Here is a 24,842-nt window from a genome sequence, read left to right on the forward strand (position 1 = left end):
CTTACCCGAAATCTGATTTATTCAACAAAGCCCACCTGAACTACGAAAACCGATACCTATTTCACCGGCACAAAGGCTGAGTGGGCAAATCTCAAATGCAGACGTTATCGTCACTAATTTTGAGTACGCCTACGATTCTACAATCGAAGGTACTGAACCTTGCGGACAGAAAGTCTGTTATAGACTATCACTGATACGCAAATCGGATAAGGTAACTTATCCAAAGGTGATATACCTTGTAGAACAAGGAGATGATTTCAGGCCTTACCAGGCATCTTATTACTCCCTTGATAACCAATTGCTCAAAAAAGTCTCCTATAAAAATTACCAGAAAATTTTAGGTAAATATCGGCCATCTGAAATTGTCGTACAGAGTGCTCGATATGCAAAAGGCTATTCAGTGATGAAATATAGTAACGTAAGACTGGAAAAATTACCTGAGTATTTTTTTACAAAAGAGGCGATGTTAAGGGGGGGGCAATGAAAATATCTCTCTACGTCCTTATTCCCTTTTTTACTTTAGTCTCTACCCTGGTTCAGGGACACTGTCTGTCCGCAAGTGTGTTGCAAGATAATATGGATGTTACTTTGGCAGCGCAGATTTCATATGTAAATAAAGAACCGTCAATCTGGAAAATTGATGGTCGCAATCCGTACGTGGCCGACAATGTTTATAATGATATTGCGTTAGGCATAAAAGGTCAGTGCGATCTAGTGGATAATAATCTCAATATGGATTTTTCATTTTATTCTTTAGGTTATTATCCGATTCGCAGTCCCGGAGTCTTTGAAAAAGATAAAAATCGTGCAAGGATAATGATAGATCGACTGCGTTTTACCTATGCTTTATCTGATACAACACGCCTGGAAGGAGGGAAGCTGAGACCTTCAAAAGGGGCCTTTTTCTTAAGATCCCCCGCTACATTGCTGACAAATTATTATTCCGGTTTTAAAACAAACCGAATATATGGGCCAGCAATGGAATCAGCTTATAGCGAATCATTTTGGGGGGGCACATTATCTAAAGAGTATCAGGATTATAATTTTTTACTTACGCTAGCTCCCAGATTGAGCAGTATCGATAAGTACTATGAATCATCAGGCAACTGGTCTGCAGCACAACGCTCAAATAGTGAAGAGCGTTACCTATTAACTTATAATGATTACCGACTAGCTAGTCATCGCCTGTCCGCTAATTTACTATTAGGCGATAATCCGGCGTTTTCATTATCAGAACTATATAATTATACATCACAGTTTTTAATTAATGCTGAGTTTTCCTGGCATAAAGGCCAGAAGTGGCGTCACTTCTCAAATGATAAAAAAGAGGCCGTACTGGCTGGCTCATTTCCATCCTCACTCTATTCTGTGGAGGATAAACAAGGCGTTGAGTTTGCGCTTGGCGGGCAGTATACAACTGATAGCTTTAGCGTATTCGGCTTAGAATACTATTTTCAGAGTGAGGGATATTCGAAAAAGGCCTGGCAGGAGCAGATTGATTTCATTCGCTTGATGGGATACAGGACTGGCTACGATTTTTTAGACCGGGCGTTTGATAGCTATAAGTATCTTATGGCCTCAGAGATTGGTAACACTTCAAATAAAGGCATGCTGTTATCCAAACATTACTTTAATACCTATTTTAGTCTGCGTAATAATGACCAGTCCACCCTGCAACCCTATGCAATGATAAATATAGCGGATGGCAGCGTATTATTTGGGGCCCATTTTATTAAACCCTTGCAAGGTAAGTGGGCGCCGTTTGAGTTATATGCCGGCGCATACAGCTCCCTGGGAGGTTCTGAATCAGAGTTTGCGCTATTTGGTGAAACACTAAGCATTTATGTCGGTTTTAAATACTATTTATAAGGATATTTTATGGTATCACAGCTATCAACACCTTCTGTCGCTCTTATCTTTGCAGGACAAGGTAACCCTGTTATTGGAATGGGGTCTGATTTGTGGGATCTGAATGCAGTCACAAAAAATATTTGGGACTGCGCGAGCGATATTACCCAAATTGATATTCGCCGTTTATGCGAGCGCGGGCCGATGAGTCGCCTGGTCCAGACAACGGCTCAGCAAGTTGCCGTTACGGCTATTAACGTGACGCTCTATTGCCTCTGTCTGGAAAAAATGCCTGATTTGCCAATCGTGGGTTCTTGCGGGCATAGCGTTGGCGAGTACAGCGCGCTTTTCGCTGCGGGTGCATTTAACCTGGAGGCGCTTTTTAGGATGATACATACCCGTTCAAAGATTATGAATGATTTAAGTAAAATTCATAAAGGAGCTATGCTCGCGGTTAAGGGCGCTGATTTTGAAACCTTAACTAACATGATTTCCGCATCTGGTATACCTGTCGAGGTGAGTTGTGATAACAGCTGTCGTCAGCAGGTTATCGGTGGCACGACTGCTGATCTGGGCCGTATCTCACAGATCCTTTATGGTGCCGGTTTAGAGGCGGTTAAACTGGGGGTTAGCGGCGCATGGCATACGCGTCTGATGGCCGATGGTGTTCAGATGATGCGCGATTTTTTGCAAAAAATCGATATTTGTTCGCCTAAATACAGCGTGCTGATGAATGTTACCGGGCAAGCAGAATTCCTTCCTGAGCAGATCAAAGAAAATCTGGCTCTACATCTGACGCATACGGTGCAATGGTCAAAATCTCTTACGGCTCATTTACAGAATTCTCAGCCGGTAACTTTTCTGGAGTTCAGCAATAAAGCTTATTTAGGACAACTCCTTTATGACTTCCGGCGTTTCGCGCCAGAAAATGTCGTGCATTGTAGAAAGCTGATTGGCTTGTAATGGAGGCGCTATGATCCCTGACTATTTAACATTTACTCGTTATCAGGATAAACGAGTGATTATTTATCTTTATCTTTTAACTATGTTTTTACTTTTCCTTTTCTGGAAAAACAATGGTTATAACTTACTGCCAAGTAATGTATTGAGCCTGAGCGTTATCCTGGCATTAATTGTCTTTTCTTTTATTTACGAGCTGAAAAACTATTGGGGTTATAAATGTGTCATGAAGCATATAGATTTTTCCTGTTTTCAGGGGAAAGCTATATCCTCGTATGAGGCGTTTTTGTGGCATCCGGCAGTGGTTACCTTCTCATACTTTGCGATCTTTTATCTTCTCATTACGAGCTGCCTGTCGTTTATGTCATCGGGTCATGCACTACTTTGTATTGCTATTATTTCGCCATTGGCTATTTACCTGGCGTTTAAATATGCACGTTATAGCTATGTGAAGCGAATGAAGGATTTTACTGCCCAAAAGGTAGTCTGGCGCAATCTACATCATTACGTCGGTTTTAATCTTTTTATCACCTTTTTAATGAATAGCTTGATAGTCAGCCCGTTAGCAAATGAGGATGATTTTTCTTTGGCGGATGGTTTTTTTTCAGCCAGATTAATGATAGCGATGTTTATTCTTTGCGTTATTGTTTTGTTTTTAGATATGATCTTCATCCGTCCATCGAAACGCTACATTTTTCTCGGGCGATTGTTCCTGAGGGAATTTGACTTCCATCTATCAAAGTCAATCCCCTGGCCATGGCTCTATAATAAAGCGATGTGGCTTAGATTATTCATGGTTTTAATCACTCAGTTTATTTGGATTGTATTGCTCAATGTCATTTTGGCATTTTCGGGATTGAGTATTTATTTTGAATTTTATTTTTTATCCTGCTCTCTGCCTTCATTTTTTTATTTCTATCTACATGCTTACTGGCATTGGCATAATGATTATATCGTCGCATGTGATATGTATTTTCGTTGCGATCGAATTGAACGTTAAAATGAAATAAAACTTACTAAGGAGATATGCACGACAGCATTGCAGTTTACAATCCTGAATGAGCGGATGTAGATTATATGTGAATGTTAATCTGAAAAGATGTATTGTTGAATGGATAAAGCCAGTCAGTTCCCTGACTGGCTTGGTTTTTTATTTCTGTAAAGAAGAAACTACGTCGCCCCAGTTCGTCGCTGCATCATAGACGAAGTTTGACCAGATACCTGATTTTTCATACATCATTGAATTCAGGTGATCTGCCAGTATGCTACCAATACTGGATGGGGAGCCACTCAGCAAGTTGCTAAGCATATCCAGAGAGGTTTCCAGCGCCGTTTTGGCAATGGTAAGGGAGCCATCAAAGCCGACTTTCATCAGTCCAAGTGCGGATTGAATAGTGAAATCAACCAGGGCACAAGGCAGGTCAAAGAGGCCAGCACCCGAGATATTTTCCATTTCATATTGTGTTAATTCTTTCATTTTTTATTCCTGTGCTATTACTATTTATAATTACTTAGTTGCGGGCAAGCTGAGTACACCCTCGTAAATATTAACCAGGGCTTTGTTTTGATAATAGTGAATATTTAAATGAACCGGTAATTCATTATGAATAGTTAACGTGATGATAAATTCGTGCTTCTAATAAAAATTCCGAATAATTGCGTTTTTTATAATTGATTGATTTTATATTTTATGGATATGGGTTTACTACCAATCTTTTATCTCTCTTACTGAAAGTAATCGCTATGTGGCATTTTTAGAACGTAATTTTTAAATTTTATGCTGCGGGTATTATGAATTCACATAGTGATGTTAGATTGTTTTATGTGAATGGCCCTATACTGCTATCCATAAAAATAAGCTATCTATAATTCACCGTCGCTTTCTTCGTTCTAATATAGATAATCCCTCAGGCAGTTCATGTTTGTCCTTTACCTATTTCAAAAAAGTTGTTTTTGATGTTTATCACCAGGTCAGAACAGCTGCACGGTGATAATCCCAGAGACTGAGCGGCGCTGCTATCCTCCCGGTGCGTTTATTGCGAAGCATCTCATGCCGCTTTCTGCTTGTCTGCCTGGGCTCAGCCCTCTTATGGGGAGGTGAAGTGGGGATTTGAAACGTAGCGTTAGCTTAAAGAAGATGAGAGGGATAACGCTAAACCAACGCTTAAAGCGGCGAAGATAATTGGGAGGGGAGACCGTCACGCAAGCTTTCGCCAGTACGCAGCAGGGACATCATACCTGCCACGTACCATGTCCCTGGCTGCTTAACCACTTTACGCGGGAACGGTCTGAACTGCCCCCTGCTTAATCACCTGCTCAATCTCAAAGCGGTTAGTCACCTTACTGTCGATTTTGATATACACCGAACGTTCGTTGTTAACTACCAGTACCTCTTTAACTCCTGCTTGAGCCTGTAGCCGTTGCTGTAGCATTTCATCCGCCACCACGTCGGCAGGGATCTCGACCCGCAGGCTACTAACGTAAGGCGGTTCGCTCATGGTGCTGGCCACCAGTAACCACAGCATTGCCAGCAGGGCGCCAAGCAGGAAAACGGTTTGTGAATCAAAAAAGCCGTCTACCCAGCCGCCTAGCGAACCGCCAATCGCGACTCCAAGAAACTGGCTGGTAGAGTAAATCCCCATCGCTGTTCCTTTGTAGCCGGCAGGTGATTCTTTACTGATTAACGAAGGCAGTAACGCTTCGAGCAGGTTAAACGCGAGGAAAAATAGCTGAACGCCGGCAACCAGTTCCCAGAAATAGCCTCCCGCTCCCCAAAGTACGATCTCGGCGATCAGTAAAATGGCAACGCAGAGCAGAAAAACGCGCTTCATTTTGCGCTTTACTTCGGCGTAAATAATAAACGGCACCACGGCAACAAAAGAGACCAGCATGGTGACCAGATAGATTTTCCAGTGCTCAGCTGCGGGAAAACCGGCAGCTTCCAACTGACCCGGCAGGGCAACAAAGGTGGACATCAGCATAATATGCAGGCACATAATGCCGAAATTGAGCTTCAGTAGTTTTGGCTCGGCAAGCACTTTGCTAAAGCAGCCTTTCACCATACCGGATTCACGGTTAAGCACGTGATTATGGCTATTTGGCACAACCCACAGCGTAAGCAGAATCCCGAGCATCGCCAGAGCGGCAATCATCCAGAATAAGGCGTGCAGGCCTAACTGGTGGGTGATAATAGGTCCGAGGACCATGGCGATGGCGAAGGTAATACCAAAGCTGACGCCGATAAACGCCATGGCTTTAGTGCGATTCTGTTCGCGGGTTAAGTCGGAAAGCAGCGCCATTACCGCTGCGGCAATCGCTCCGGAGCCTTGCAGCGCGCGGCCAAGAATAATGCCCCAGATCGATTCGGAAAGCGCGGCGATAATGCTGCCGAGAACGAAGATTAACAAGCCGCCGACGATAAGCGGTTTACGGCCAATGCGATCGGAGAGGAGGCCAAAAGGAACCTGGAATATTGCCTGCGCCAGTCCATAGATGCCTATAGCCAGGCCAATAAGGGCTTCACTTGCGCCCTGGAGCGCCATGCCATAAGTGGTCAGAACCGGCAGGACCATAAACATGCCGAGCATGCGCAGAGAGAAAACGGTCCCCAGACCCCAGGTTGCGCGCAGTTCGCCTGGCGTCATTTTGTTATCGTTCATTACCACCTCAATCTAAAAACTGCGCCTAGTGTAGTGGGGGGAGCCAGAAGCGTAAATAGATGTTTGTTTAACAGATATTACTGCTGTGTTGCACGATGAGGTGAGGGCGGTAGACAAAAAGAAACCAGCGGAGCGGGCTCCGCCGGCTAGCGGAGATTATTGGCAGTTAAAATCAACCCATTGGCCGCCTGCATCGGCGGATTTGACGCATTGCTCAACCCAGTAGACCCCGTGGAGCCCGGCTTCGACGTCCGGATACCAGAAGTTATCCAGAAACGCCTGGTCACTGCGATCCATTGCATCGATAGCGATGGCGTAACGGCGGTAAAGGTTGGCCCATGCCTCAAACAGCCCTTCCGGGTGGCCGCCGCCGATGCGGTCGTCTGCCAGCGCCTGCGGACTTAAATAGGGCATTCCACGTTCCAGAACGCGCGCGGGTTCGCCCTGCACCTCATAGCTGAGCTGATTTGGGCGCTCATCCCACCACTCAAGGCTGGCTTTTTCGCCAATGACGCGGACTTTTTGTGAGTGCATAGCGCCGCTGTTGACTGCGCTGGTCCACAGTGAACCGACGGCGCCATTATTATATTCCATCAGCACGAAGGCGTTATCTTCCAGCGGCGCGCGCGATTTGACGAAGCTCTGACGTGCGCACATCAGCCGGGTGATATTCAGATTTGGCACCATGGTTTCCGCAATAAATAGCGGGTGAGTCGCCAGATCCCCCAGCACGTAGCTAGGGCCGGCATATTTGGGCGTTACCCGCCAGCGGGTAGATTCAGCCTGCAGTTCAACGGCTTCATTATGAAAACCGTGGGCAAACTGCATATTGATAATGCGGATCTCCCCGAGCATACCCTCCGCGATCATCTGCCGCGCCTGCTGAATCATCTGGTGCCCGGCGTAGCCGTAGGTAACGCCGATTATTTTGTTCTGCTTTTTGCTCAGCGCCAGCAGCTCGCGGGCCTCGGCGGCGGTAAAGCACAGCGGTTTTTCGCAGATAACGTGCAGCCCCGCTTCCAGCGCTGCTTTGGTGATCGCGAAATGGGTATTGTTCGGCGTAGTGACCGAAACGGCTTCAATGCCGTCAGGGCGTTTGGCTTCCTCTGCAAATAGCGTTTGATAGTCGGCGTAGCAGCGCTCGGGGGCGATTCCGAGCTGCTCGCCAAATTGACGGCCGCGTTCGGCATCAATATCGAGCGCGCCGGCCAGCAGGGTAAAGACATTGTCGCGCAGCGCTGCACAGCGGTGGCTGTAGCCAATCTGGCTGGTGCCGCCGCCGCCGACCATTCCCCAGCGCAGGGAGCGAGATAAGGGTTTCATGCCGTTTAACATGATGATGCACTCCTCTAAATAGAGACTTCGGATTTCAGATGTTCTTCTGGATAGCCCGCACCCGGAGAGCGCGGACCGGGTTTCGGGCTTTACATTTCTCCACGCGCCTCGCGCTCTTTCAGCTCTTGCATAATCTGTGGGTACTGTTTATCCAGCCGATAAAACAGCAGGGTGATGATGACCACAATCCACAGGAAGAACGAGCCGTAGAGATAAACGTTATTAATCATGTCGATAGCGCTTTGCGGTTGAACGCCGGATCCGCTGCTGGAACTGACGTAGCCCGAGAGGCTTAACAGGCCGGAGATAACCGCGGCGGCAATGCCTGCGCCGAGCTTCGTACCGACAGACCCCGCAGAGAAGATCATTCCCTCCTGGCGGACGCGCGTTTTCCACTGGCCGTATTCGACGGCGTCGCCGCAGAAGCCGAATAGCACGGCATTCAGCGGCGCGAAGCCGATACCGCGAATAATGGCGTTGGCCAGCGCCCAGTGGTAGTCGTCAGAATTAAACATAAACAGCACCTGGCCTATGGTCGCCAGCACAATGCCGCAAAGGGCCACATTGCGTTTACCGTATTTTCGAATGGGGACGGAACTCAGGAAGGTGAAAATAATGATGCAGGCGGTTTCGGCCACGAAAATGGAGCTGTAGAAAGTATCGTCGCCTAGCACGTAGCGGCAGTAGTAAGGTAGCGCGATACCAACCACGGTGTAATAAACGCTCTGGGCTGTCCAGAGGATCGCACTGGCCCAGAAGTACTGGTTACGGAAGAGGGCGTAAAGCTGCGTTTTTACCGCTACGTTTCCCTGCTTTTCACGCGCTTTGATAACCACTTTTTCTTCACATTTGTAGAAGCAAAACAGCAGTAACAACAGCGCCAGAAAAGCCCAGATGGCCATGGTTTTAATCCATGCTGCCTGATCGTCGCCGAAATATTTCACCAGCGGCAACGTACAAGCTACGGCGAGGATGCGGCCAAATGGCGACATCGACATGCGGGTGATGCTAAGCATATCCCTTTCCCAGGAGGTCCGGGTCATCATCGCGGAGAGGCTGCCATAGGGGAGATTGATCGCGGTGTAGCACACGGTGGTACAGAAGTTATAGGCTACCAGCAGGTAGAGAAACTGCAGCGTTCCGGTGGTTTGGGGCACGGTAAACAGCAGAATCGCCGATACGGCGTAGGGGACGCTCATCCACAGCAGCCAGGGGCGTGATTTTCCCCAGCGAGAGTTTGTGCGCTCAACCATCAGACCCATAATGACATCGGAAACACCGTCAAACAGACGTGAGATCAGCATTACCAGACCGACCGTGGCGATACTAATGCCGACATAATCCGTATAGAAAAGCGTTAAAACTGTGCCGATCATGCCGAAAACGACGTTACAGGCGGTATCGCCTCCACCATAGGCTATTCGGGTTGTCCAGGTTAACTTATCGCCGCGTGATGCTACGGGAGAAATAAGGATCTGCTGTTCACTCATGGTCTATTCCTTTGTCGGGGGGACAAGTAAGGACCTCAGCGCCAGTTCCACCGGCACTACCTTATCCTGATGTCAGCCAGAACATAAGGAAATGTTTGTTTCGTTTCAATGGTTATATGAAATTTAACTTCTGTATATGAGAGGCGGATCGAAAAATAGAAAAGATTGTGCGTCCGATGTGGCTCGGGGAATCATCAAGTCATTCTGATTAATAAGGTTATTTGCTGCCTTTTTTGACGCTCATTGATTCATCTTGTATATGCCATTTGTGATTTTGAGTGCTGATTTTGTGAAGTGAATCGATAAGGCATCAGGTTTTTATTTTTCATTATTAATGTAAATTGAAATTAATTTTTCTTTTTTTGTGGTCGGGCATGCTGCAGCATGCCCGACTGATTAACGCATTTAACCGGTATTGCCGAACGCGGCGGTGGAGGAGGTGGATTTTGGCGCCGAATCAGCCGCGAAAATTCCTTTGGCCGCGAGCCCGGCGACGGTGATCGCGGCGGGGATGCCAAGGATCAGAAAAACGCTTTCGAAGCTAATATTCAGCGCCAGCATCTCAGCTCCGGCAAAAGCGCTGAGGATGGCGCCCATGCGGCCCACGCCGTGCATCCAGCTGGAACCTGTAGCCCGCGCTTCGGTAGGATAGTAGCGGGCGGAAAGCGCATTCATACCGGTATTGGCGCCGTTTAAACAGGCTCCGCTGATAAACGCCAGCAGGCAGATGAGCGCAAAGCTTGCCGCTGCATATCCCATTGCCATCGTAAACAGGCCGCCAACGGCGTAAATCATTCCGAGCGCCCGATGCGGATTAATCCGGTCCATCAACCAGCCCGCAAACAGCGAGCCAATGGTTCCTCCCGCCTGGTACATTGCGGTCATCACCGCCGCCTGGCCAACCGTTAATCCCACCTCTTTCACCAGCGTCGGTAACCAGCTACCGAGAAGATAGACCAGAAAGAGCCCCATAAAATAGACCAGCCAGAGCATCATCGAACCGAAGCGATACTGGCGGGAGAGAACGATACGCATCGCATTTGCCTGCACGGGCTGGGCTGGGAGAGTGAACTCGGCATCATCGGCGATTTGGCCCGGATAGAGGCGCTGCAAAATCAGCCGAATACGTCGGGCTGGCGCGCGCTTAACCACCAGAAAACGCACCGATTCCGGTAACAGCCAGATCAGGAGCGGCGCGAACAGCAGCGGGAGGATGCCGCCGAGCAGCATCAGCGAGTGCCAGCCAAACTTCGGGATTAGCCATGAGGCGGAGAATCCTCCCGCCGCGGCGCCAAAGGTGAAGCCGCAAAAAATAATCGTAATCAGAAACGAGCGCTGACGCTCAGGCGCATACTCCGACACCAGAGTGCCGATATTCGGCATGGCGGCGCCTAATCCGAGCCCGGTCAGAAAACGAAAAAGCACCATCTGTTCGATGTTTTGCGAAAGGGCGGTGGCAATGGTCCAGAAGCCGAAGAAGAAGACGCTATTGATGATGATTTTTTTCCGCCCCAGCCAGTCGGCGAGCGGCCCGGAGAATATAGCGCCCAGCGCAAGGCCTATCAGCGCGGCGCTGATGACAAAACCGAGTTCATGGTTGCTTACTCCCCATTCCTGCTTCAGCGTCGGGGCGATAAATCCCATGATGGCGATATCAAAGCCGTCCAGCGCAATCACGCAGAAGCCTAAAAACACCACCAGTTTTTGAAAGCGGCTGAGCGGATTGGCGTTGATTAACTCCCTGACGTCCAGGCGTTGAGTCTGTGTCATGGGATGCTCCTTATGCGCAAGGGCGCAGGTAGGACTGCGCGGCGTTAAACAGCAACTGAGCGCGAGTGAGTGCCGGCAGCGCGCCGCGTTCGCCGCTTAGCGGAACCTCGATAGAAACCGGCAGCGTCGCCGGAAGCGCCGCCATCAGTCCATGCAGATCGAGCCCGCCTTCGCCGGGCACCTTACGCGCGGCGCGGGCCTGGTAAATCAGCTCCTGTTCATCTGCTGGGATCTGCGGCGAGGCATCGCAAAGCTGCATATAGTTGAGGCAGTTTTTCGGCAGCGCGGCGAGCGTAGACAGCGACTCGCCTGAGCGCCAGAAATGAATCGCGTCGATCAAAATACCGATATCCTGGCGGCCGCTGGCGGCGATAAGCGCCTGGGCTTCGGCGATGGTGCGCAGCTGTGTCCAGGGCATGGGCTCCAGGTTCATGGTTAAACCATACTCCTGGCCAGCTTCGGCAAGCCGGGCCAGATTTTCCGCGCTGCGAGCGCGGTTGTCATCATTTCCGGCGACTAAAACCTGTCTGGCGCCCAGACGCGCGGCGGTATGGAGAAAGAGCTGCAAACGAGCGTCCAGCGAAAAATCTGGCGTCAGGCGGACTATCTCAACGTCCGAGACGCGAATACCGGTTTCTATCAGCGCTGCCAGGGTATCGCGGACAGCGGCAGTATCGCCCAGCATGCCATAGTCAGGGTCGGTCGCCGTGGCGGGAAGCAGGCGCAGGCCGACGTGAGTAAATCCGGTTTGGGCCGCGATCCGCACCTGTTGCGGTGGCGGGACGTCGAGTAGGGTAAGCGCGGCGAGTGACAGGGTTCGCATGTTCATAAAGGACTCCAGTACAGTTGCAGGTGATTGTTGTTATGCGTATTGCCGTCCCTGGTAAAATGCTTTACTGCGTTGCTTTATTAATGTTTTCTGCCAGTTTTTTACCGACCATGTAGCCAAAGGTCATGGCCGGACCAAGCGTGATACCGCCGCTGGGATAGAATCCCCGCATCACGCTCGACATATCGTTGCCGATGGCGTAAAGGCCCTGAATCGGCTGCTGCTGCGCGTTGAGAACCCGCGCATTCTCATCGGTAATTAAACCGCTGAAGGAGCCCAGCGAACCGGGCAGAATGCGTACCGCATAAAAAGGCGCGCGGCTGAGTTTCCCAAGCGTAGGGTGAGGGGAACGGCTGGCGTCCCCCTGCGCGCGGTTGTATGCCGACGCGCCGCGCTGATAATCCTTATCCTCTCCCTGGTCTACAAAACCGTTAAAACGGGCGATCGTTTCCGCCAGCTGCTGCGAATCGATAGCGCATGCTTTCGCCAGCGCTTCCAGCGTCTCGCCGACGTACAGATAGCCGGTGCGTCGCCAGGACTCCGGGGCAAAAGGAAAAGGGCGGGCATGGCCTAACCCATAGCGCCGAAGCGCACGGCTATCGCCAATCAGCCACGCCTGTGGCGCTTCGCCAGGCGGCGTGGCCTCCAGCAGCGCGGCGATAAAATCGTGGTAGGAATCAGCCTCATTGGTAAAGCGTTTACCGTTGGGCAGTACGGCAATAAAGCCGGGCTTGGCGCGTTCAACCAGATGTGGGAAGACCAGCTGCAGACCGCTGGCCTGCGTCACGCGCGAAACGGGCGCCCAGGCCATCGCATGCCTGAGCGTGGTATCAAACTGGCCGCCGACCGTTTCGCCAAGGCGGATGCCCTCCCCCTGATTACCCGGAGGCGCGGCGGAGAAGTGGCCATAGCCGCTGGCGGCGTGCGGCACGTTTTCGGCCAGGCGCTGTCTGTCGTGAGGAAAGCCGCCGCAGGCGAGGATCACCGCACCGGCCCGAACCTCTATCCGGCCGTCGTCGCTGCGTAATATCGCGCCCTTTACTCCGTTTCCGGATGCGAGCAGCCGTTCAACCGGCGCATTAAGCTGAAAAGTCACTCCTGCATCCAGCGCCGAGCGCAGCAGCCGGGCAACCAAAGCGTTGCCGTTAACCAGATGCTGTCCGCGTCCGGCGCGCAGTCGCTGCCAGCCGTGGCGCAGCAGGCGACGGCTGGCATACAGCGCCGATCGCGGCGAGCGAGTGGCGTTGAAAAAGTGTGCCATATCCGTGCCGCCGGCAATGCCCATCCCCGCGAGGCTGATAGTCTCCAGAGGCGGGCGCAGGCGATGCAGCCAGTCGCCGAGCAGCCGCCCATCGAAAGGCTGCGCCGTGACCGAGCGCCCTCCGGCGGCCGATCCCGGCGAATGATGAAAATCGGGCATTTTGCTGCCGGAAAGAAACTGCACGGCAGTATGGCGGCGGAAAAAGTCAATCATCTCCGGTCCGTGCCGTAAGTAGGCAAGCAGGCGCGCATCGGCCGGTTCACCGTTCATTTCATGCTGCAAATAAACCAGCGGTGCGTTGGGCTCTTCCTTAATCCCCTCTTCACGCGCCAGCGGATTATGCGGGATCCACAGCCAGCCGCCGGACCAGGCGCTGGTGCCGCCAATCACCGACTCTTTCTCCGCAACCAGCACGCTGGCGCCGCCAATGGCGGCAGTGACGGCGGCGGAGAGCCCCGCCGCGCCGGAGCCGACCACCAGAACATCCACGTTCATCTGCCCGCTCATAACCGACTCCTTATTGCAGCGGTGAAAAATCAGTAGGGCGCAGAAGAACCGACTCCAGGCGCTCAACGGCGGCCAGTTCGCGGTTCTTGCGTGAAAACGTCAGCCAGCGTTCGTCCTGCGCCATGCGCGCCCGACGCACCAGGCGATCGTCCAGGCTTTCATAGGCCCAGATATGCACCACTTGATTAACCACCCCAATTTCAGTAAAGAAAAAGCCGATGAGTTTGCCGAGATGTTCGGTTTGTACGGCGTAAGCATCGCTTTTATATAACGCCAGCCAGTCGGCCATTTTCAGCGGATTAATGGTGTAGGTACGTTTTTCATAGATCATAATTTTCTCCTGTTGAGAGTGCGTGTTGTTGCGCCATATGGCTGGCTGAGAGATAGCCGAAGGTGAGCGCCGGGCCGAGAGTAATGCCTGGACCGGGATAGGTGCCTGCCATAATCGAATCCATATCGTTACCGACGGCATAGAGCCCTTTAATGGGGCGCCCCTGCTGGTTAATGACCTGAGCATTGGCGGTAGTGACCAGGCCGCGCGAGGTGCCGAGATCGCCGGTATAGAGGGTAATGGCGTAAAACGGCGGGCTGGTCAGCGGAGCGTTACAGGCGTTTGGCCGATGGCCGGGATCGCCCATCGCGCGGTTATAGCTGTTGCCGCCTTTGGCGAACTCCGGGTCGTGGCCTTGGGCGGCATCGCGGTTATAGCGTGCCACCGTTTCTGCCAACGTCTGCGGGTCCAGCCCGAGCTGTTGCGCCAGTTCCGCCAGCGTTTCGGCCTGGTGCAGATAGCCCGCCTTCACCAGCGCGTCGTTATTCACCGGAGCAGGGCGCGCAAGGCCCAGGCCATAGCGCTTCATGGCCAGAGCATCACAAATCAGGAAGCAGGGGGCGTTTTCTGCCCGGCTTTGCATGGCGCTGGCGAAATGGTGATAAGAATTTGATTCATTCACGAAGCGAACCGCTCGCTGGTTAACGGCAATGACGCCGGGTTTCGCGCGGTCGGTGACCAGGTGAGGGAAGCGCTCTTGCGTGCCGTCGGGACGCCGTAAAACCGAGACCGGCGCCCAGAAAAAGTTAGACGGCAGATCGGCGCCTTCGCGGGCATTGACCGCGGCGGCAAGGCGCAGCGCGGCGCCGTCGTTGGCGGCGGGCGACATGGTGTAGTGCTCGCGAGTAGCAGGGCGATAGCGTTCAGCCAGTTTGCCTGCGGCAAAACCTCCCGCCGCCAGCACCACGCCGCAGCGGGCTTTGAGGAGCTGTGGCTGCCCATCGTTCTCGATTTCCACGCCGGTTATTTCGCCATTGCGTTCGCTTAGCGAAAGCACATTCACGTTGAGCCTGAGCTGCATTCCTTTGCGAAAGGCGAGCGTCGCCATGCGCGCTATCAGCGCGTTACCCATCGCCAGCCGTGTTCCTCGAGGGTATTTGAGCCGATCGCGGCCGTAGCGCAGCAGCAGCTTGCCGCAGTGGGTGATAGAGCGCAGGGAGCGGCGCAGATCGAGAAAGTGCTGGATATCGACCCGATTAACCATCATTCCGCCAAATAGCAGCATCCCCGGCGGAGGAGAACGGAGATCGCGGAAATATTCGCCTAGCTTGCGCCCGTCAAACTCCACCACCTCCAGCGCCCGGCCGACGTCGACGGCACCGGGTTCATCCGGGTAATAATCCGGAGAAAGCGGACGCAGGCTATATTTCACCGCCCCCTCTTTTTCAAGAAACGCCAGCGCTTCGCGTCCCGAAGAGATAAAAGCTTCGATCAGATCCTGACGATAGTTGGGCTCGCCGATGATGGTCCGCAGATAGGTTTTGATTGCCTGCTGACTATCGTCTGTAGTCATTGTTCGCGCCTGATCGCTATCGTGGATCCATACCGCGCCGCCGGAAATGGCGGAGGTGCCGCCAAACTGCGGTGCTTTTTCCAGCATCAGCACCGACAGTCCTTTACAGCAGGCGGTCACCGCCGCGGCAAAGCCTGCTGCGCCGCTGCCGATAACGATGACATCCCAGCTTTTCATGCTGCCGCTCCTTGTTCCTGCGGAATGGCGCCAATGAACTGCCCCATGAGTTTCATCTGCGCCAGCGCCATCTCCGGCCCGGTCTGGATAGTGCAGCCGCGATCGCGGGCGAAGGCCAGAAGCGGGGTGACGATCGGCGCGGTTACCACGTCAGCGACATGCGTTGCTGCGGGAAGGGTTTCCAGCAGCGCCTGCGGCAGCGGTAAAGAAGCGAAACCGGTCATTCCCGCCGGAGAGCCATTCACCACTAAATCCAGACCAGTAAGGGTAGCGGGCAGGTCGCTGAGCTGAACGTGGGGAAAATGGGCTGCCAGTCGGTTATGCAGTTGCTGAAGGGTAGCGGGATTCTGGTCATGCAGGGCCAGCTGAAGGATGCCCGCTTCGCATAATCCCCAGGCAATTGCGCTGCCGACGCCGCCGCAGCCGGAGAGCAGCGCCTTTTTACCCGCGGCATTAAATCCATGCGCCTCTGCGGCAAGCTGGAAGCCGACGCCATCCAGCATATCGCCTTGCAAACGGCCATCGGCCAGCTTACGGATGACATTGACGGCATTCAGGTGTCGGGCTCGCGGCGTTAACTCATCAACCAGGGCAGCGGCACGCTGTTTATGCGGAACGGTAACCAGCACGCCGCTCATGTTGTGCCAGCCGCGTAGCGTATTGAGATAATCAGCAACGGCATGCGGAGCGATATCCACCGGGATCATGACGCTATCCATCTGTCGTTCGGCAAAGTAGCGGTTGAAGTTCTCCGGCGATTTAACCTGGGTAATCGGGTGGCCGATAACGGCGACGACCTGAGTGAATCCACTGACCATTTCCAACCTCATTTTGTTAAATGAATGTTGTGAAAGTATTTCAGCGGAAGCTGAGAGCGACAACGCAGAATTCGGCCATACTGGTTGTTAATCGCACCACCACTGCGATAATCGCGCTAAACTGATCATATTGTTGCGAAAGTGTGAACAGCTATGCAAAACCAGATTCATTCCCGCGATCTAATCGTCGGCCTGCAAAAGGGGCTGGCGCTGATCCAGCTATTTTCGAAAGAGTTTCCGCGTCTCACGGTGCCGCAGGCGGCGAAAATGAGCGGTCTGACGCCTAGCGCCGCACGCCGTTTTTTCCTCACGCTGCTGCATGAGCGCTATCTGCAGACCGACGGACGTCACTACTGGCTGACGCCCAAAGCGTTAAGGCTGGGGCAGGCGTATGTGGATTCGGCGCAGTTTCCGCGGATGGTGCGACCGATCGTGGAGTACATCGCCAGCCGAACGGAAGAGCATGCTTCGGTAGGTGTGATTGATGACGATGAGCTGGTTTATATCGCCCGCAGCAAGCATACGCCGTTTAACTCGACTTCAGTGCGTCTGGGAGAAAGGGTGCCGATTTACTGTACCGCCGGAGGGCGGCTCTGGCTGGCTTCGCTGGCGGAAGATGAATGTGAAACCGTTTTGCAGCGGATCCGCCGCGAACAGCGCACGCCCTATACGGTAACGGACGTAGCGGCTTTAATGGAAAAGATCGCTCAGGTGCGTCGGCAGGGCTATGCCGCGATTGAGCAGGAGTTTGAAATTGGCATGCTGGTGCTGGCGGTGCCGCTGTCCGACAGGGAAGGGCTCTACTGGGGGGCGCTGAGCTTAACCAGCCATCAGTCGAGAACGTCGCTGGAGGCGCTGTGTCGCGATCATCTGGATTTACTCTATAGCGCCCAGGCGATGCTGGTGGGCTAACCCGCGTCGCAGCGCGGAGTAGAAATGGGCAGGCTGATAGCCTGCCCGCATAATTACGCTTTCGCGACGTCGATAAAGCTGTTCCAGTCGGAACCTGCGTTGTTAACGAAGGTTGACCAGCTGTTAGAGGCCGTATTAACGAAGCCATTCCAGTTATCCAGACCTGCGGAGACAAAAGCGTTCCAGTCCACTTGACCGCTGAGGAATTTGCCAAACTGTACCGTGCTATCGATCACGAAGTTAGCGAAGGCTGCGCCGGAGGTCGCGACAAAAGAGCTGAAACCAACTCCCGAGTTGACCACGAAATTGGTAAAGCTCGTGGCAGCATCGACGAGGTTGAAACCACCGGAAACGCATTCCATTTCGCAAATATTTAATTCTTTCATTTTTTATTCCCTTATTGGACATATTGTAAATTGCGAGCTACTTGCTCGAGCGAAAGGCTAACACCATGGGAAAGAGAGAAACCAGATGCCAGGCTGAGGGATATGCTTATTTTTCTATCAATTTTTAATGAATCTAATACATATGATGTACATCATTCACCTGTTAGAAAATGAAGCGAATGGCCAGTTTCTTTAAATAATGTGAATTAGAAGGAAGGGTAGATAAAAAAAACAGCCCCCGATCTTACGAACGGAGGCTGTAGAACGATAGCTGACCTGCGAGTTATCTCGCCATTGCCAGCAGGCTATGTGAATCCGGCACCATAAAGTCAACGGACATCATCACCGACAGCGCGGTAATGGCGACAATCGAAAAGACGAACAGCTTACGCGCCCAGACTTTATCATCCGCCACTTTATAGCCGCGCAGCGCCATACCGAGCCACCAGACGCTCACGGCCGCAGCGACAACCAGATATTTATATCCGGCGTAGCCGCCCAGAGAGAGCATCAGCGTAGCCACGGTGAAGGCGATGATGTAAACGGTAATATGATTTTTGGCGACTGAAATGCCTTTCACCACCGGCAGAACCGGAATATTCGCTGCCTGATAATCCTTAAAGCGGAAGATCGCGATAGCGTAGGAGTGGGGCATCTGCCACAGGCTGAAAATCGCCAGCAGAATCGCGGCACCGCTGTCAAAATCACCGGTAACCGCGCAGTAGCCAATCACCGGCGGCGCAGCGCCGGAGAGAGAACCAATCAACGTGCCGTAGACGGAGTGGCGCTTCATGTACAGGCTGTAAACGCCGACATAAACCACGAACCCCATCACCCCCAGCCAGCAGGCCAGGGGATTAGCGCCAAACCACAGGAGCATGAAGCCAGCAATACCCAGCACGGTGGCGTATACCAGCGAAGCTTCTGGCGAGATCAGCCCTTTGACCAGCACCCGGTTTTTCGTCCGTTCCATCTTACGATCGATATCACGGTCGATATAGTTGTTGAAAACACAACCCGAGGCGACCACCAGGGATACTCCGAGGAGCGTCCAGAGAAATAGCGGATAGTCGATGTGGCCTTTGGAGGCCAGCAGGAAACCGCCAATCACGGAGATCAGGTTGCCAAAAATGATGCCTGGTTTCGTTACTTGCAGGTATTGCTTAAACATACTCGCCGCTCTTAGTGCATCATCATGTTGTAGTTCAGGTTCCACATAATCCAGATGGAGCCAACGACTACGATAGCAATGATGATTACGGTGAAGATAAATGCGGTCAGGTTCCAACCTTCGTCCGATTTACTGTTCATATGCAGGAAGTACACGAGGTGTACCACAATCTGCACAACTGCAGTAACCAGGATGGTTCCCAGAATTGCCGCATGCGATGCGGAGCCACTCATCACCATTGCAAACGGGATAACCGTCAGAATGATCGACAGAATAAATCCTGTCATGTAGCTCTTCACGCTGCCGTGAGAAGCGCCGCTATGATCGGTAGAATGACTCATTACATCGCCCCCATCAGATAAACAACAGAGAACACGCAGATCCACACGACGTCCAGGAAGTGCCAGAACAGGCTCAGGCACATAATACGGGTGCGGTTAGTGCTGGTCAGCCCACGACGGGAAACCTGAACCATCAGCACCGCCATCCAGATCAGACCTGAAGTCACGTGCAGACCGTGGGTGCCGACCAGCGCGAAGAACGCTGACAGGAAGCCGCTGCGATCCGGACCCATACCTTCAACAATCAGATGATGGAATTCATAGAGCTCCATCGCGATGAATCCTGCCCCGAAGAGGAAGGTCAGCGCGAGCCAGGAAACGACCTGGCTCTTGTTGTTTTTGTACATGGCGATAGCCGCCATGCCGTAGGTGATGGAGCTGAACAGCAGCAGCGCGGTTTCAACCAGAACGAACGGCAGTTCAAAAATATCTTTACCGGTCGGACCGCCCGCCGTGCCGTTCACCAGAACGGCATAGGTAGCGAACAGAGTGGCGAAGATAATGCAGTCGCTCATCAGGTAGATCCAGAAACCGAATACCTTCATCGGTCCTGTATCATGGTGCCCGTGTTCGTGCGCGTGGGCGTTATGCGCAAGAGTATCAGTTGCCATTTTTCAGCCCTGCTTTGTTAATCTCATCGAAATGCTGATTTTCCAGTTTTTCGACTACTGCAACCGGCACGTAGTAATCCACGTCCTCGTCAAAGCTCTTAATGATCCAGGTCGCCAGGATGCCGACGAAGCTTGCAATCGCCAGCCACCAGATATGCCAGATCATTGCGAAACCAAACAACGTTGCGAAAGCTGCAATGACAATGCCCGCGCCGCTGTTTTTCGGCATATGAATCTCTTCATAGCCAGCCGGTTTCTTATACGCTTCGCCTTTTTCTTTCATTTCCCAGAACGCGTCACGCTCGTGAACGACAGGAACGATAGCGAAGTTGTAGAACGGCGGAGGAGAAGAGGTTGCCCACTCCAGCGTACGGCCGCCCCATGGGTCACCGGTGAGGTCGCGGTTCTGCTCGCGATCGCGGATAGACACGTAGAACTGAATCAGCTGGCAGAGGATACCGCAGGCGATCAGCGCCGCACCGCAGGCTGCAACAACCAGCATCGGATGGAACTGCGGGTCAATCTGCTGGCTCAGGCGACGGGTCATACCCATGAAGCCCAGCACGTACAGCGGCATAAACGCCACGAAGAAACCGATGATCCAGAACCAGAAAGCGCGTTTGCCCCAGGTTTCGTTCAGCGTGAAGCCAAAGGCTTTCGGCCACCAGTAGGTCAGACCTGCGAAGCAACCGAACACCACGCCACCGATGATGACGTTATGGAAGTGCGCGATCAGGAACAGGCTGTTGTGCAGCACGAAGTCTGCGCCCGGTACCGCCAGCAGAACGCCGGTCATACCGCCTACGGAGAAGGTCACGATAAAGCCAATCGTCCACAGCATTGCTGAGTTGAAGACGATGCGGCCCTGGTACATGGTGAACAGCCAGTTGAAGATCTTAACCCCGGTCGGGATAGCGATGATCATGGTCGTAATACCGAAGAAGGCGTTTACGTTCGCGCCCGCACCCATAGTAAAGAAGTGGTGCAGCCAAACGATGAACGACAGAACGGTAATACATACTGTTGCCCATACCAGCGAGGTGTAGCCAAACAGACGCTTACGCGAGAAGGTTGCGGCGATTTCGGAGAAGACGCCGAATACTGGCAGAACCAGAATGTACACTTCCGGGTGACCCCAGGCCCAAATCAGGTTGATGTACATCATCATGTTGCCACCCATATCGTTGGTAAAGAAATGGGTGCCCAGGTAGCGGTCCAGGGTCAGCAGCGCGACGGTGACGGTCAGAATTGGGAAAGAGGCGATAATCAGGATGTTGGCGCACAGAGATGCCCAGCTAAATACCGGCATCTTGAACATGGTCATGCCAGGGGCACGCATCTTGATAATCGTAACAAAGAAGTTAATACCAGTTAACGTTGTACCAATACCGGATAGCTGGAGAGCCCAGATCCAGTAATCGACCCCGACGCCTGGACTGTACTCAATTCCCGATAGCGGCGGATAGGCCAGCCAACCGGTCTGCGCGAATTCACCGACGCCCAGAGAAAGGTTAACCAGAATCACGCCCACAACGGTGAACCAGAAGCTCAGGTTGTTAAGGAATGGGAAGGCAACGTCGCGCGCACCGAGCTGAAGCGGAACCACCAGGTTCATCAGACCGATAACAAACGGCATCGCTACGAAGAAGATCATGATAACGCCGTGGGCGGTAAAGATCTGATCGTAGTGATGAGGCGGCAGGAAGCCTGCTTCCCCGGCCGAGGCCAGCACCTGCTGGCTACGCATCATAACGGCGTCAGCAAAGCCACGCAGCAACATGACGATTGCTACGATAACGTACATGATACCGAGACGTTTGTGGTCAACCGAAGTCAGCCACTCGTTCCAAAGGTAGGACCACTTACCGAAGTAAGTGATGGCAGCCAGAAGCGCCAGCCCCCCAATGATAATTGCAGCCACCGTAACCACAATAATGGGTTCATGGTAGGGCACTGCATCCAGTGTAAGTTTTCCGAACATCGTTTTCTTCCTCGGCCCCTTAGTGAGCGGTTTCCGCGTGGCTCATGTCCATGCCTTCCATTCCTTCGTGCGCTGCACGCTCGCCCTCGGGTTGGGTCATATCCATGCTCTTACCGTGAGACATAAATTTGTTCACCACATCTTTAAACAAATCAGGTTTCACGTTAGAGAAGTATTCCACTTTGTTGTATTCGCTAGGCGCAGCCAGTTTGTCGAACGTTTCCATGGAGTCCATAGCGTTCGCAGACTGTTTGGCTTTCGCTACCCACTGATCGAAGGTTGCACGATCCGGCGTGGCGATAGCTTTGAACTTCATTCCTGAGAAGCCCGGGCCGCTATAGCTGGCGGAGATACCGTCGTAAGTACCAGGTTCGTTCGCGATGAGGTGCAGCTGAGTTTGCATCCCGGCCATTGCGTAAATCTGGCTACCTAAACGTGGGATAAAGAACGAGTTCATCACGGAGTTGGAGGTCACTTTGAAGTGTACCGGTACGTTCGCCGGGAAGGCGATTTCGTTGACGGTAGCAATGCCTTGTTCCGGATAGATGAAGAACCATTTCCAGTCCATCGAAACGACTTCGATGGTGATAGGTTTTTCATCGTGAGCAAGCGGTTTGCTCGGCTCTAATGCGTGAGTTGTTTTCCAGGTCAGAACGGCCAGGAACAGGATGATCAGAATAGGAACCGTCCAGACCACAGCTTCAACTTTGTTGGAGTGTGACCAGTTCGGGCTATACTTCGCATCTTTATTGCTCGCACGATACTTCCAGGCAAATCCTACTGCCATCAAGACGGCTGGAATAACGACGATCATCATCAGGCCAAAGGCCGTCAGAATCAGAGAGCGTTGCTCCAGTCCAATCTGTCCTTTTGGGTCGAGGAGTGCAGAATCACAACCACTGAGTAATACAGTGCCTGCGATTAATGACATCCATCCCAAACTTTTATTGTATTTCCTAAGTCTCATTGAACGACCTCAATTCCACGGAATCTGGTGGCGCTTAAAGTGTACGGGCATTTTACGGGAAGGTTGCATTACTGTAAACATAGTTGGAGCTGTGTCTGTTCTATGTTAGCGGCTTCTGCTTGCCTTGTCACATATGTTACGGAGTGTGACATTATAGCTTGCAAACCTTGATTTACGCGGGATTGATAACGAAAGGGATAAGAATGAAAGGGTTTATAAGAGAATGAGCATAACCACCTGCAAAACAACACAAATAATTAACAATTAATTATCAAATTAAAGACATCATAAAAGCCGAAAATAAAACCAGCTGAGCTGAATCGGTTAAATTATTTATAGATTCGCATAAAAATTGTCAATAATTTCCAGAAATCTAAAACGCACAAAACAACAAATCAGGTACATTGAATATAGAATCGTTAATAAGACGTTATAATTACGTTTAGTAATTACAACGTCCATTTACGTTCTTGCGCTGATTTAAATCAACTCGGTTTTGCGCAATGCGAGGTAGTCAAGGAACGCGCCGAGCAAAATACCCGCAACGGCGGTAAGAACGGCAACCTCAAGCAGGCCCGCGAGGAAGGAAAAGGTGGTGTAATCCAGCGCGTTGAGGACCAGCAGCAGTAGCCATATCGCCAGTATCAGGCAGCCAATCGCCAGAATAACTAATGCCAGCCCGTAGGCCTGAGGAAAAAGCGTGCGCGGCATAAAGCTCTCCGAACGTTGAGTATGTTCAAGCGTACGGCGACAAATTAACAGCAGCAAAATCCCCGGAACCGCAGCAACAACGGAAAAGAGATAGAAAGCAGGCCATCCGTGAGCTTCGACAAACCAGCCGGCGATAGGCCCCACATATACGCGCCCAACGGCGGAGAGCGCTGAGAGCAAAGCGAACTGGGTGGCTGAAAATGACTTATTGCACAGCGTCATCAGCAGCGCAACGAATGCCGCCGTGCCCATTCCGCCGCACAGGTTTTCGAAAAACACCGCCGTCGCCATGGAGAAAAGGTGTTTATCGGTAATTGAGAGCAGCCAATACCCGGCGTTGGATACCCCCTGCAGCAGGCCGAAAATCAGCAGCGCGCGGAAAAGCGTCAGGCGCTGCATAAGCACGCCGCCATAAAGCGCACCGACAATCGTGGCGAACAGGCCGAGCGTTTTATTGACCATGCCCACTTCGCCCGCATCAAAACCGACGCCGCGAATCAGGAAGGTGGTGGTCAGACTCATGGCAAACGCGTCGCCAAGCTTATAAAGGACGATAAGCAAGAGAATAAGCCAGGCATTATTGCGGCCGAAGAAGTCGCGCAGCGGTGCGGCGACGGCCTGCTCCAGCGTCTTCGGCACCGGAATGACGTCGCTGGGTTCCGGGGCCAGCAGAGTAGCTATAATGCAGGGGATTAGCAGGGCGGCCATCAGCCAGTACATTCCCTGCCATCCCAGCCAGCGATCGGCCAGCCATAGCGCCAACCCGCCGGAAACCAGCATCCCCAGACGATAGCCCAGCACGCTGATTGCCGCCCCGGTGCCTCGCTCTTCAGCGGCCAGCACGTCGGTCTTCCACGCGTCAAACACGATATCCTGCGAGGCGGAGCAAAAGGCGATAACGACCGCCAGCGCCGCCATCCAGCGTAGTTGCGTGGAAGGTTCAAGGAATCCCATCGCCGCAATGGCAATAAGTAGCAGGATCTGAGTCGCCAGCAGCCAGCCGCGTCGACGACCAAGAAACGGCGGCGTATAGCGGTCCATTACCGGCGACCAGAGGAATTTAAAGACGTAGGCCTGCCCGACGAGCGAGAAAAAACCGATGGTTTTGAGATCGATGTTTTCAACGGTCATCCACGCCTGTAGCGTGCCGGAGGTCAGGGCTAGCGGTAATCCAGAGGCGAAACCGAGAATCAGCAGGATAGCTGATTTTGGCTGCGTGAAAATGCGTAAATAATGATTGGACATAGCATATCGTGCAGACCCG

The 24,842-nt window shown here is 52.3% G+C and carries 21 protein-coding genes and 1 pseudogene; 5 read left to right on the forward strand and 17 right to left on the reverse strand.

What is annotated here, in order from left to right; genetic code table 11:
- Window positions 1–34 precede the first annotated feature (34 nt).
- The 4 genes and pseudogenes from HMPREF3178_RS29470 to HMPREF3178_RS04075 form a co-directional block, all read left to right on the forward strand.
- Window positions 35–484: pseudogene (locus HMPREF3178_RS29470) on the forward strand (outer membrane lipoprotein-sorting protein); the annotation flags it as partial.
- Window positions 481–1,869 (forward strand): hypothetical protein, encoded by a 1,389-nt coding sequence (locus tag HMPREF3178_RS04065; RefSeq protein ID WP_070585026.1) that lies wholly within the window; start codon window positions 481–483, stop codon window positions 1,867–1,869. The pseudogene HMPREF3178_RS29470 and the gene HMPREF3178_RS04065, both read left to right, overlap by 4 nt.
- Before the next feature lie 9 nt (window positions 1,870–1,878).
- A complete protein-coding gene (locus tag HMPREF3178_RS04070) occupies window positions 1,879–2,811 on the forward strand; it encodes an ACP S-malonyltransferase (protein WP_004099500.1) in 933 nt (310 codons plus the stop codon).
- Window positions 2,812–2,821: 10 nt separating this feature from the next.
- Window positions 2,822–3,808: a hypothetical protein gene (locus HMPREF3178_RS04075; protein ID WP_004099501.1), complete on the forward strand. Its 987-nt coding sequence runs from the start codon at window positions 2,822–2,824 to the stop codon at window positions 3,806–3,808.
- Window positions 3,809–3,958: 150 nt separating this feature from the next.
- Here HMPREF3178_RS04075 and HMPREF3178_RS04080 read toward each other — a convergent pair whose 3' ends face one another.
- From HMPREF3178_RS04080 to HMPREF3178_RS04125, 10 genes are all read right to left on the reverse strand, one after another.
- Complete coding sequence (locus HMPREF3178_RS04080) at window positions 3,959–4,285, reverse strand: hypothetical protein (RefSeq protein WP_004099502.1); 327 nt, start codon at window positions 4,283–4,285, stop codon at window positions 3,959–3,961.
- A 796-nt stretch (window positions 4,286–5,081) separates the two neighbouring features.
- Window positions 5,082–6,467 carry an MFS transporter gene (locus tag HMPREF3178_RS04085; RefSeq protein ID WP_004099503.1) on the reverse strand — a complete coding sequence of 462 codons (1,386 nt, stop codon included), beginning with the start codon at window positions 6,465–6,467 and terminating at the stop codon, window positions 5,082–5,084.
- A 156-nt stretch (window positions 6,468–6,623) separates the two neighbouring features.
- A complete protein-coding gene (locus HMPREF3178_RS04090; protein ID WP_017146503.1) occupies window positions 6,624–7,802 on the reverse strand; it encodes a Gfo/Idh/MocA family protein in 1,179 nt (392 codons plus the stop codon).
- An 89-nt stretch (window positions 7,803–7,891) separates the two neighbouring features.
- The gene (locus HMPREF3178_RS04095; protein ID WP_017146502.1) at window positions 7,892–9,292 is read right to left on the reverse strand and encodes an MFS transporter; all 1,401 of its coding nucleotides are present in this window, start codon (window positions 9,290–9,292) and stop codon (window positions 7,892–7,894) included.
- Window positions 9,293–9,697: 405 nt separating this feature from the next.
- Complete coding sequence (locus HMPREF3178_RS04100; RefSeq protein ID WP_004099507.1) at window positions 9,698–11,062, reverse strand: MFS transporter; 1,365 nt, start codon at window positions 11,060–11,062, stop codon at window positions 9,698–9,700.
- 10 nt (window positions 11,063–11,072) lie between these two features.
- Window positions 11,073–11,891, reverse strand: a complete 819-nt coding sequence (locus tag HMPREF3178_RS04105; protein ID WP_017146501.1) for a sugar phosphate isomerase/epimerase family protein — start codon at window positions 11,889–11,891, stop codon at window positions 11,073–11,075.
- Between the two features lie 64 nt (window positions 11,892–11,955).
- Window positions 11,956–13,659, reverse strand: coding sequence for an FAD-dependent oxidoreductase (locus HMPREF3178_RS04110; RefSeq protein WP_017146500.1), 1,704 nt, complete (start codon window positions 13,657–13,659; stop codon window positions 11,956–11,958).
- Window positions 13,660–13,669: 10 nt separating this feature from the next.
- Entirely contained in the window at window positions 13,670–13,990 is a 321-nt protein-coding gene (locus tag HMPREF3178_RS04115) for an NIPSNAP family protein (protein WP_004099512.1), read from the reverse strand.
- The gene (locus HMPREF3178_RS04120; protein WP_024273843.1) at window positions 13,980–15,680 is read right to left on the reverse strand and encodes an FAD-dependent oxidoreductase; all 1,701 of its coding nucleotides are present in this window, start codon (window positions 15,678–15,680) and stop codon (window positions 13,980–13,982) included. The genes HMPREF3178_RS04115 and HMPREF3178_RS04120 overlap by 11 nt, the downstream gene beginning before the upstream one ends.
- Window positions 15,677–16,498: a shikimate dehydrogenase family protein gene (locus HMPREF3178_RS04125; protein WP_017146498.1), complete on the reverse strand. Its 822-nt coding sequence runs from the start codon at window positions 16,496–16,498 to the stop codon at window positions 15,677–15,679. The genes HMPREF3178_RS04120 and HMPREF3178_RS04125 overlap by 4 nt, the downstream gene beginning before the upstream one ends.
- A 153-nt stretch (window positions 16,499–16,651) precedes the next feature.
- Here HMPREF3178_RS04125 and HMPREF3178_RS04130 point away from each other — a divergent pair, with 153 nt between their 5' ends.
- On the forward strand, window positions 16,652–17,410 hold the full coding sequence (locus HMPREF3178_RS04130) for an IclR family transcriptional regulator domain-containing protein (protein WP_004099518.1): 759 nt from the start codon (window positions 16,652–16,654) through the stop codon (window positions 17,408–17,410).
- A gap of 53 nt (window positions 17,411–17,463) precedes the next feature.
- Here HMPREF3178_RS04130 and HMPREF3178_RS04135 read toward each other — a convergent pair whose 3' ends face one another.
- The 7 genes from HMPREF3178_RS04135 to ampG all read right to left on the reverse strand — a co-directional run bounded on the left by HMPREF3178_RS04135 (window position 17,464) and on the right by ampG (window position 24,823).
- The gene (locus tag HMPREF3178_RS04135; RefSeq protein ID WP_004099519.1) at window positions 17,464–17,796 is read right to left on the reverse strand and encodes a hypothetical protein; all 333 of its coding nucleotides are present in this window, start codon (window positions 17,794–17,796) and stop codon (window positions 17,464–17,466) included.
- Window positions 17,797–18,079: 283 nt separating this feature from the next.
- Complete coding sequence (cyoE, locus tag HMPREF3178_RS04140) at window positions 18,080–18,967, reverse strand: heme o synthase (RefSeq protein WP_004099521.1); 888 nt, start codon at window positions 18,965–18,967, stop codon at window positions 18,080–18,082.
- A gap of 11 nt (window positions 18,968–18,978) precedes the next feature.
- On the reverse strand, window positions 18,979–19,308 hold the full coding sequence (locus HMPREF3178_RS04145) for a cytochrome o ubiquinol oxidase subunit IV (RefSeq protein WP_004099523.1): 330 nt from the start codon (window positions 19,306–19,308) through the stop codon (window positions 18,979–18,981).
- A complete protein-coding gene (locus tag HMPREF3178_RS04150) occupies window positions 19,308–19,919 on the reverse strand; it encodes a cytochrome o ubiquinol oxidase subunit III (RefSeq protein WP_004099525.1) in 612 nt (203 codons plus the stop codon). The genes HMPREF3178_RS04145 and HMPREF3178_RS04150 overlap by 1 nt, the downstream gene beginning before the upstream one ends.
- A complete protein-coding gene (gene cyoB / locus HMPREF3178_RS04155; RefSeq protein WP_004099527.1) occupies window positions 19,909–21,900 on the reverse strand; it encodes a cytochrome o ubiquinol oxidase subunit I in 1,992 nt (663 codons plus the stop codon). The genes HMPREF3178_RS04150 and cyoB overlap by 11 nt, the downstream gene beginning before the upstream one ends.
- A gap of 19 nt (window positions 21,901–21,919) precedes the next feature.
- Window positions 21,920–22,867, reverse strand: a complete 948-nt coding sequence (cyoA, locus tag HMPREF3178_RS04160; RefSeq protein ID WP_017146497.1) for a cytochrome o ubiquinol oxidase subunit II — start codon at window positions 22,865–22,867, stop codon at window positions 21,920–21,922.
- 480 nt (window positions 22,868–23,347) lie between these two features.
- A complete protein-coding gene (ampG, locus tag HMPREF3178_RS04165; RefSeq protein ID WP_004111020.1) occupies window positions 23,348–24,823 on the reverse strand; it encodes a muropeptide MFS transporter AmpG in 1,476 nt (491 codons plus the stop codon).
- Window positions 24,824–24,842: the final 19 nt, after the last annotated feature.

It is taken from the genome of Klebsiella sp. HMSC09D12 (assembly GCF_001808475.1).
Taxonomy (GTDB): Bacteria; Pseudomonadota; Gammaproteobacteria; order Enterobacterales; family Enterobacteriaceae; genus Klebsiella; species Klebsiella oxytoca.

Bases quoted from the DNA above. Each gene is read 5' to 3' on its own strand.
- HMPREF3178_RS04065 (WP_070585026.1), top strand. From the start codon at position 481: ATGAAAATATCTCTCTACGTCCTTATTCCCTTTTTTACTTTAGTCTCT.
- HMPREF3178_RS04070 (WP_004099500.1), top strand. From the start codon at position 1,879: ATGGTATCACAGCTATCAACACCTTCTGTCGCTCTTATCTTTGCAGGA.
- HMPREF3178_RS04075 (WP_004099501.1), top strand. From the start codon at position 2,822: ATGATCCCTGACTATTTAACATTTACTCGTTATCAGGATAAACGAGTG.
- HMPREF3178_RS04080 (WP_004099502.1), bottom strand. From the start codon at position 4,285: ATGAAAGAATTAACACAATATGAAATGGAAAATATCTCGGGTGCTGGC.
- HMPREF3178_RS04085 (WP_004099503.1), bottom strand. From the start codon at position 6,467: ATGAACGATAACAAAATGACGCCAGGCGAACTGCGCGCAACCTGGGGT.
- HMPREF3178_RS04090 (WP_017146503.1), bottom strand. From the start codon at position 7,802: ATGTTAAACGGCATGAAACCCTTATCTCGCTCCCTGCGCTGGGGAATG.
- HMPREF3178_RS04095 (WP_017146502.1), bottom strand. From the start codon at position 9,292: ATGAGTGAACAGCAGATCCTTATTTCTCCCGTAGCATCACGCGGCGAT.
- HMPREF3178_RS04100 (WP_004099507.1), bottom strand. From the start codon at position 11,062: ATGACACAGACTCAACGCCTGGACGTCAGGGAGTTAATCAACGCCAAT.
- HMPREF3178_RS04105 (WP_017146501.1), bottom strand. From the start codon at position 11,891: ATGAACATGCGAACCCTGTCACTCGCCGCGCTTACCCTACTCGACGTC.
- HMPREF3178_RS04110 (WP_017146500.1), bottom strand. From the start codon at position 13,659: ATGAGCGGGCAGATGAACGTGGATGTTCTGGTGGTCGGCTCCGGCGCG.
- HMPREF3178_RS04115 (WP_004099512.1), bottom strand. From the start codon at position 13,990: ATGATCTATGAAAAACGTACCTACACCATTAATCCGCTGAAAATGGCC.
- HMPREF3178_RS04120 (WP_024273843.1), bottom strand. From the start codon at position 15,680: ATGAAAAGCTGGGATGTCATCGTTATCGGCAGCGGCGCAGCAGGCTTT.
- HMPREF3178_RS04125 (WP_017146498.1), bottom strand. From the start codon at position 16,498: ATGGTCAGTGGATTCACTCAGGTCGTCGCCGTTATCGGCCACCCGATT.
- HMPREF3178_RS04130 (WP_004099518.1), top strand. From the start codon at position 16,652: ATGCAAAACCAGATTCATTCCCGCGATCTAATCGTCGGCCTGCAAAAG.
- HMPREF3178_RS04135 (WP_004099519.1), bottom strand. From the start codon at position 17,796: ATGAAAGAATTAAATATTTGCGAAATGGAATGCGTTTCCGGTGGTTTC.
- cyoE (WP_004099521.1), bottom strand. From the start codon at position 18,967: ATGTTTAAGCAATACCTGCAAGTAACGAAACCAGGCATCATTTTTGGC.
- HMPREF3178_RS04145 (WP_004099523.1), bottom strand. From the start codon at position 19,308: ATGAGTCATTCTACCGATCATAGCGGCGCTTCTCACGGCAGCGTGAAG.
- HMPREF3178_RS04150 (WP_004099525.1), bottom strand. From the start codon at position 19,919: ATGGCAACTGATACTCTTGCGCATAACGCCCACGCGCACGAACACGGG.
- cyoB (WP_004099527.1), bottom strand. From the start codon at position 21,900: ATGTTCGGAAAACTTACACTGGATGCAGTGCCCTACCATGAACCCATT.
- cyoA (WP_017146497.1), bottom strand. From the start codon at position 22,867: ATGAGACTTAGGAAATACAATAAAAGTTTGGGATGGATGTCATTAATC.
- ampG (WP_004111020.1), bottom strand. From the start codon at position 24,823: ATGTCCAATCATTATTTACGCATTTTCACGCAGCCAAAATCAGCTATC.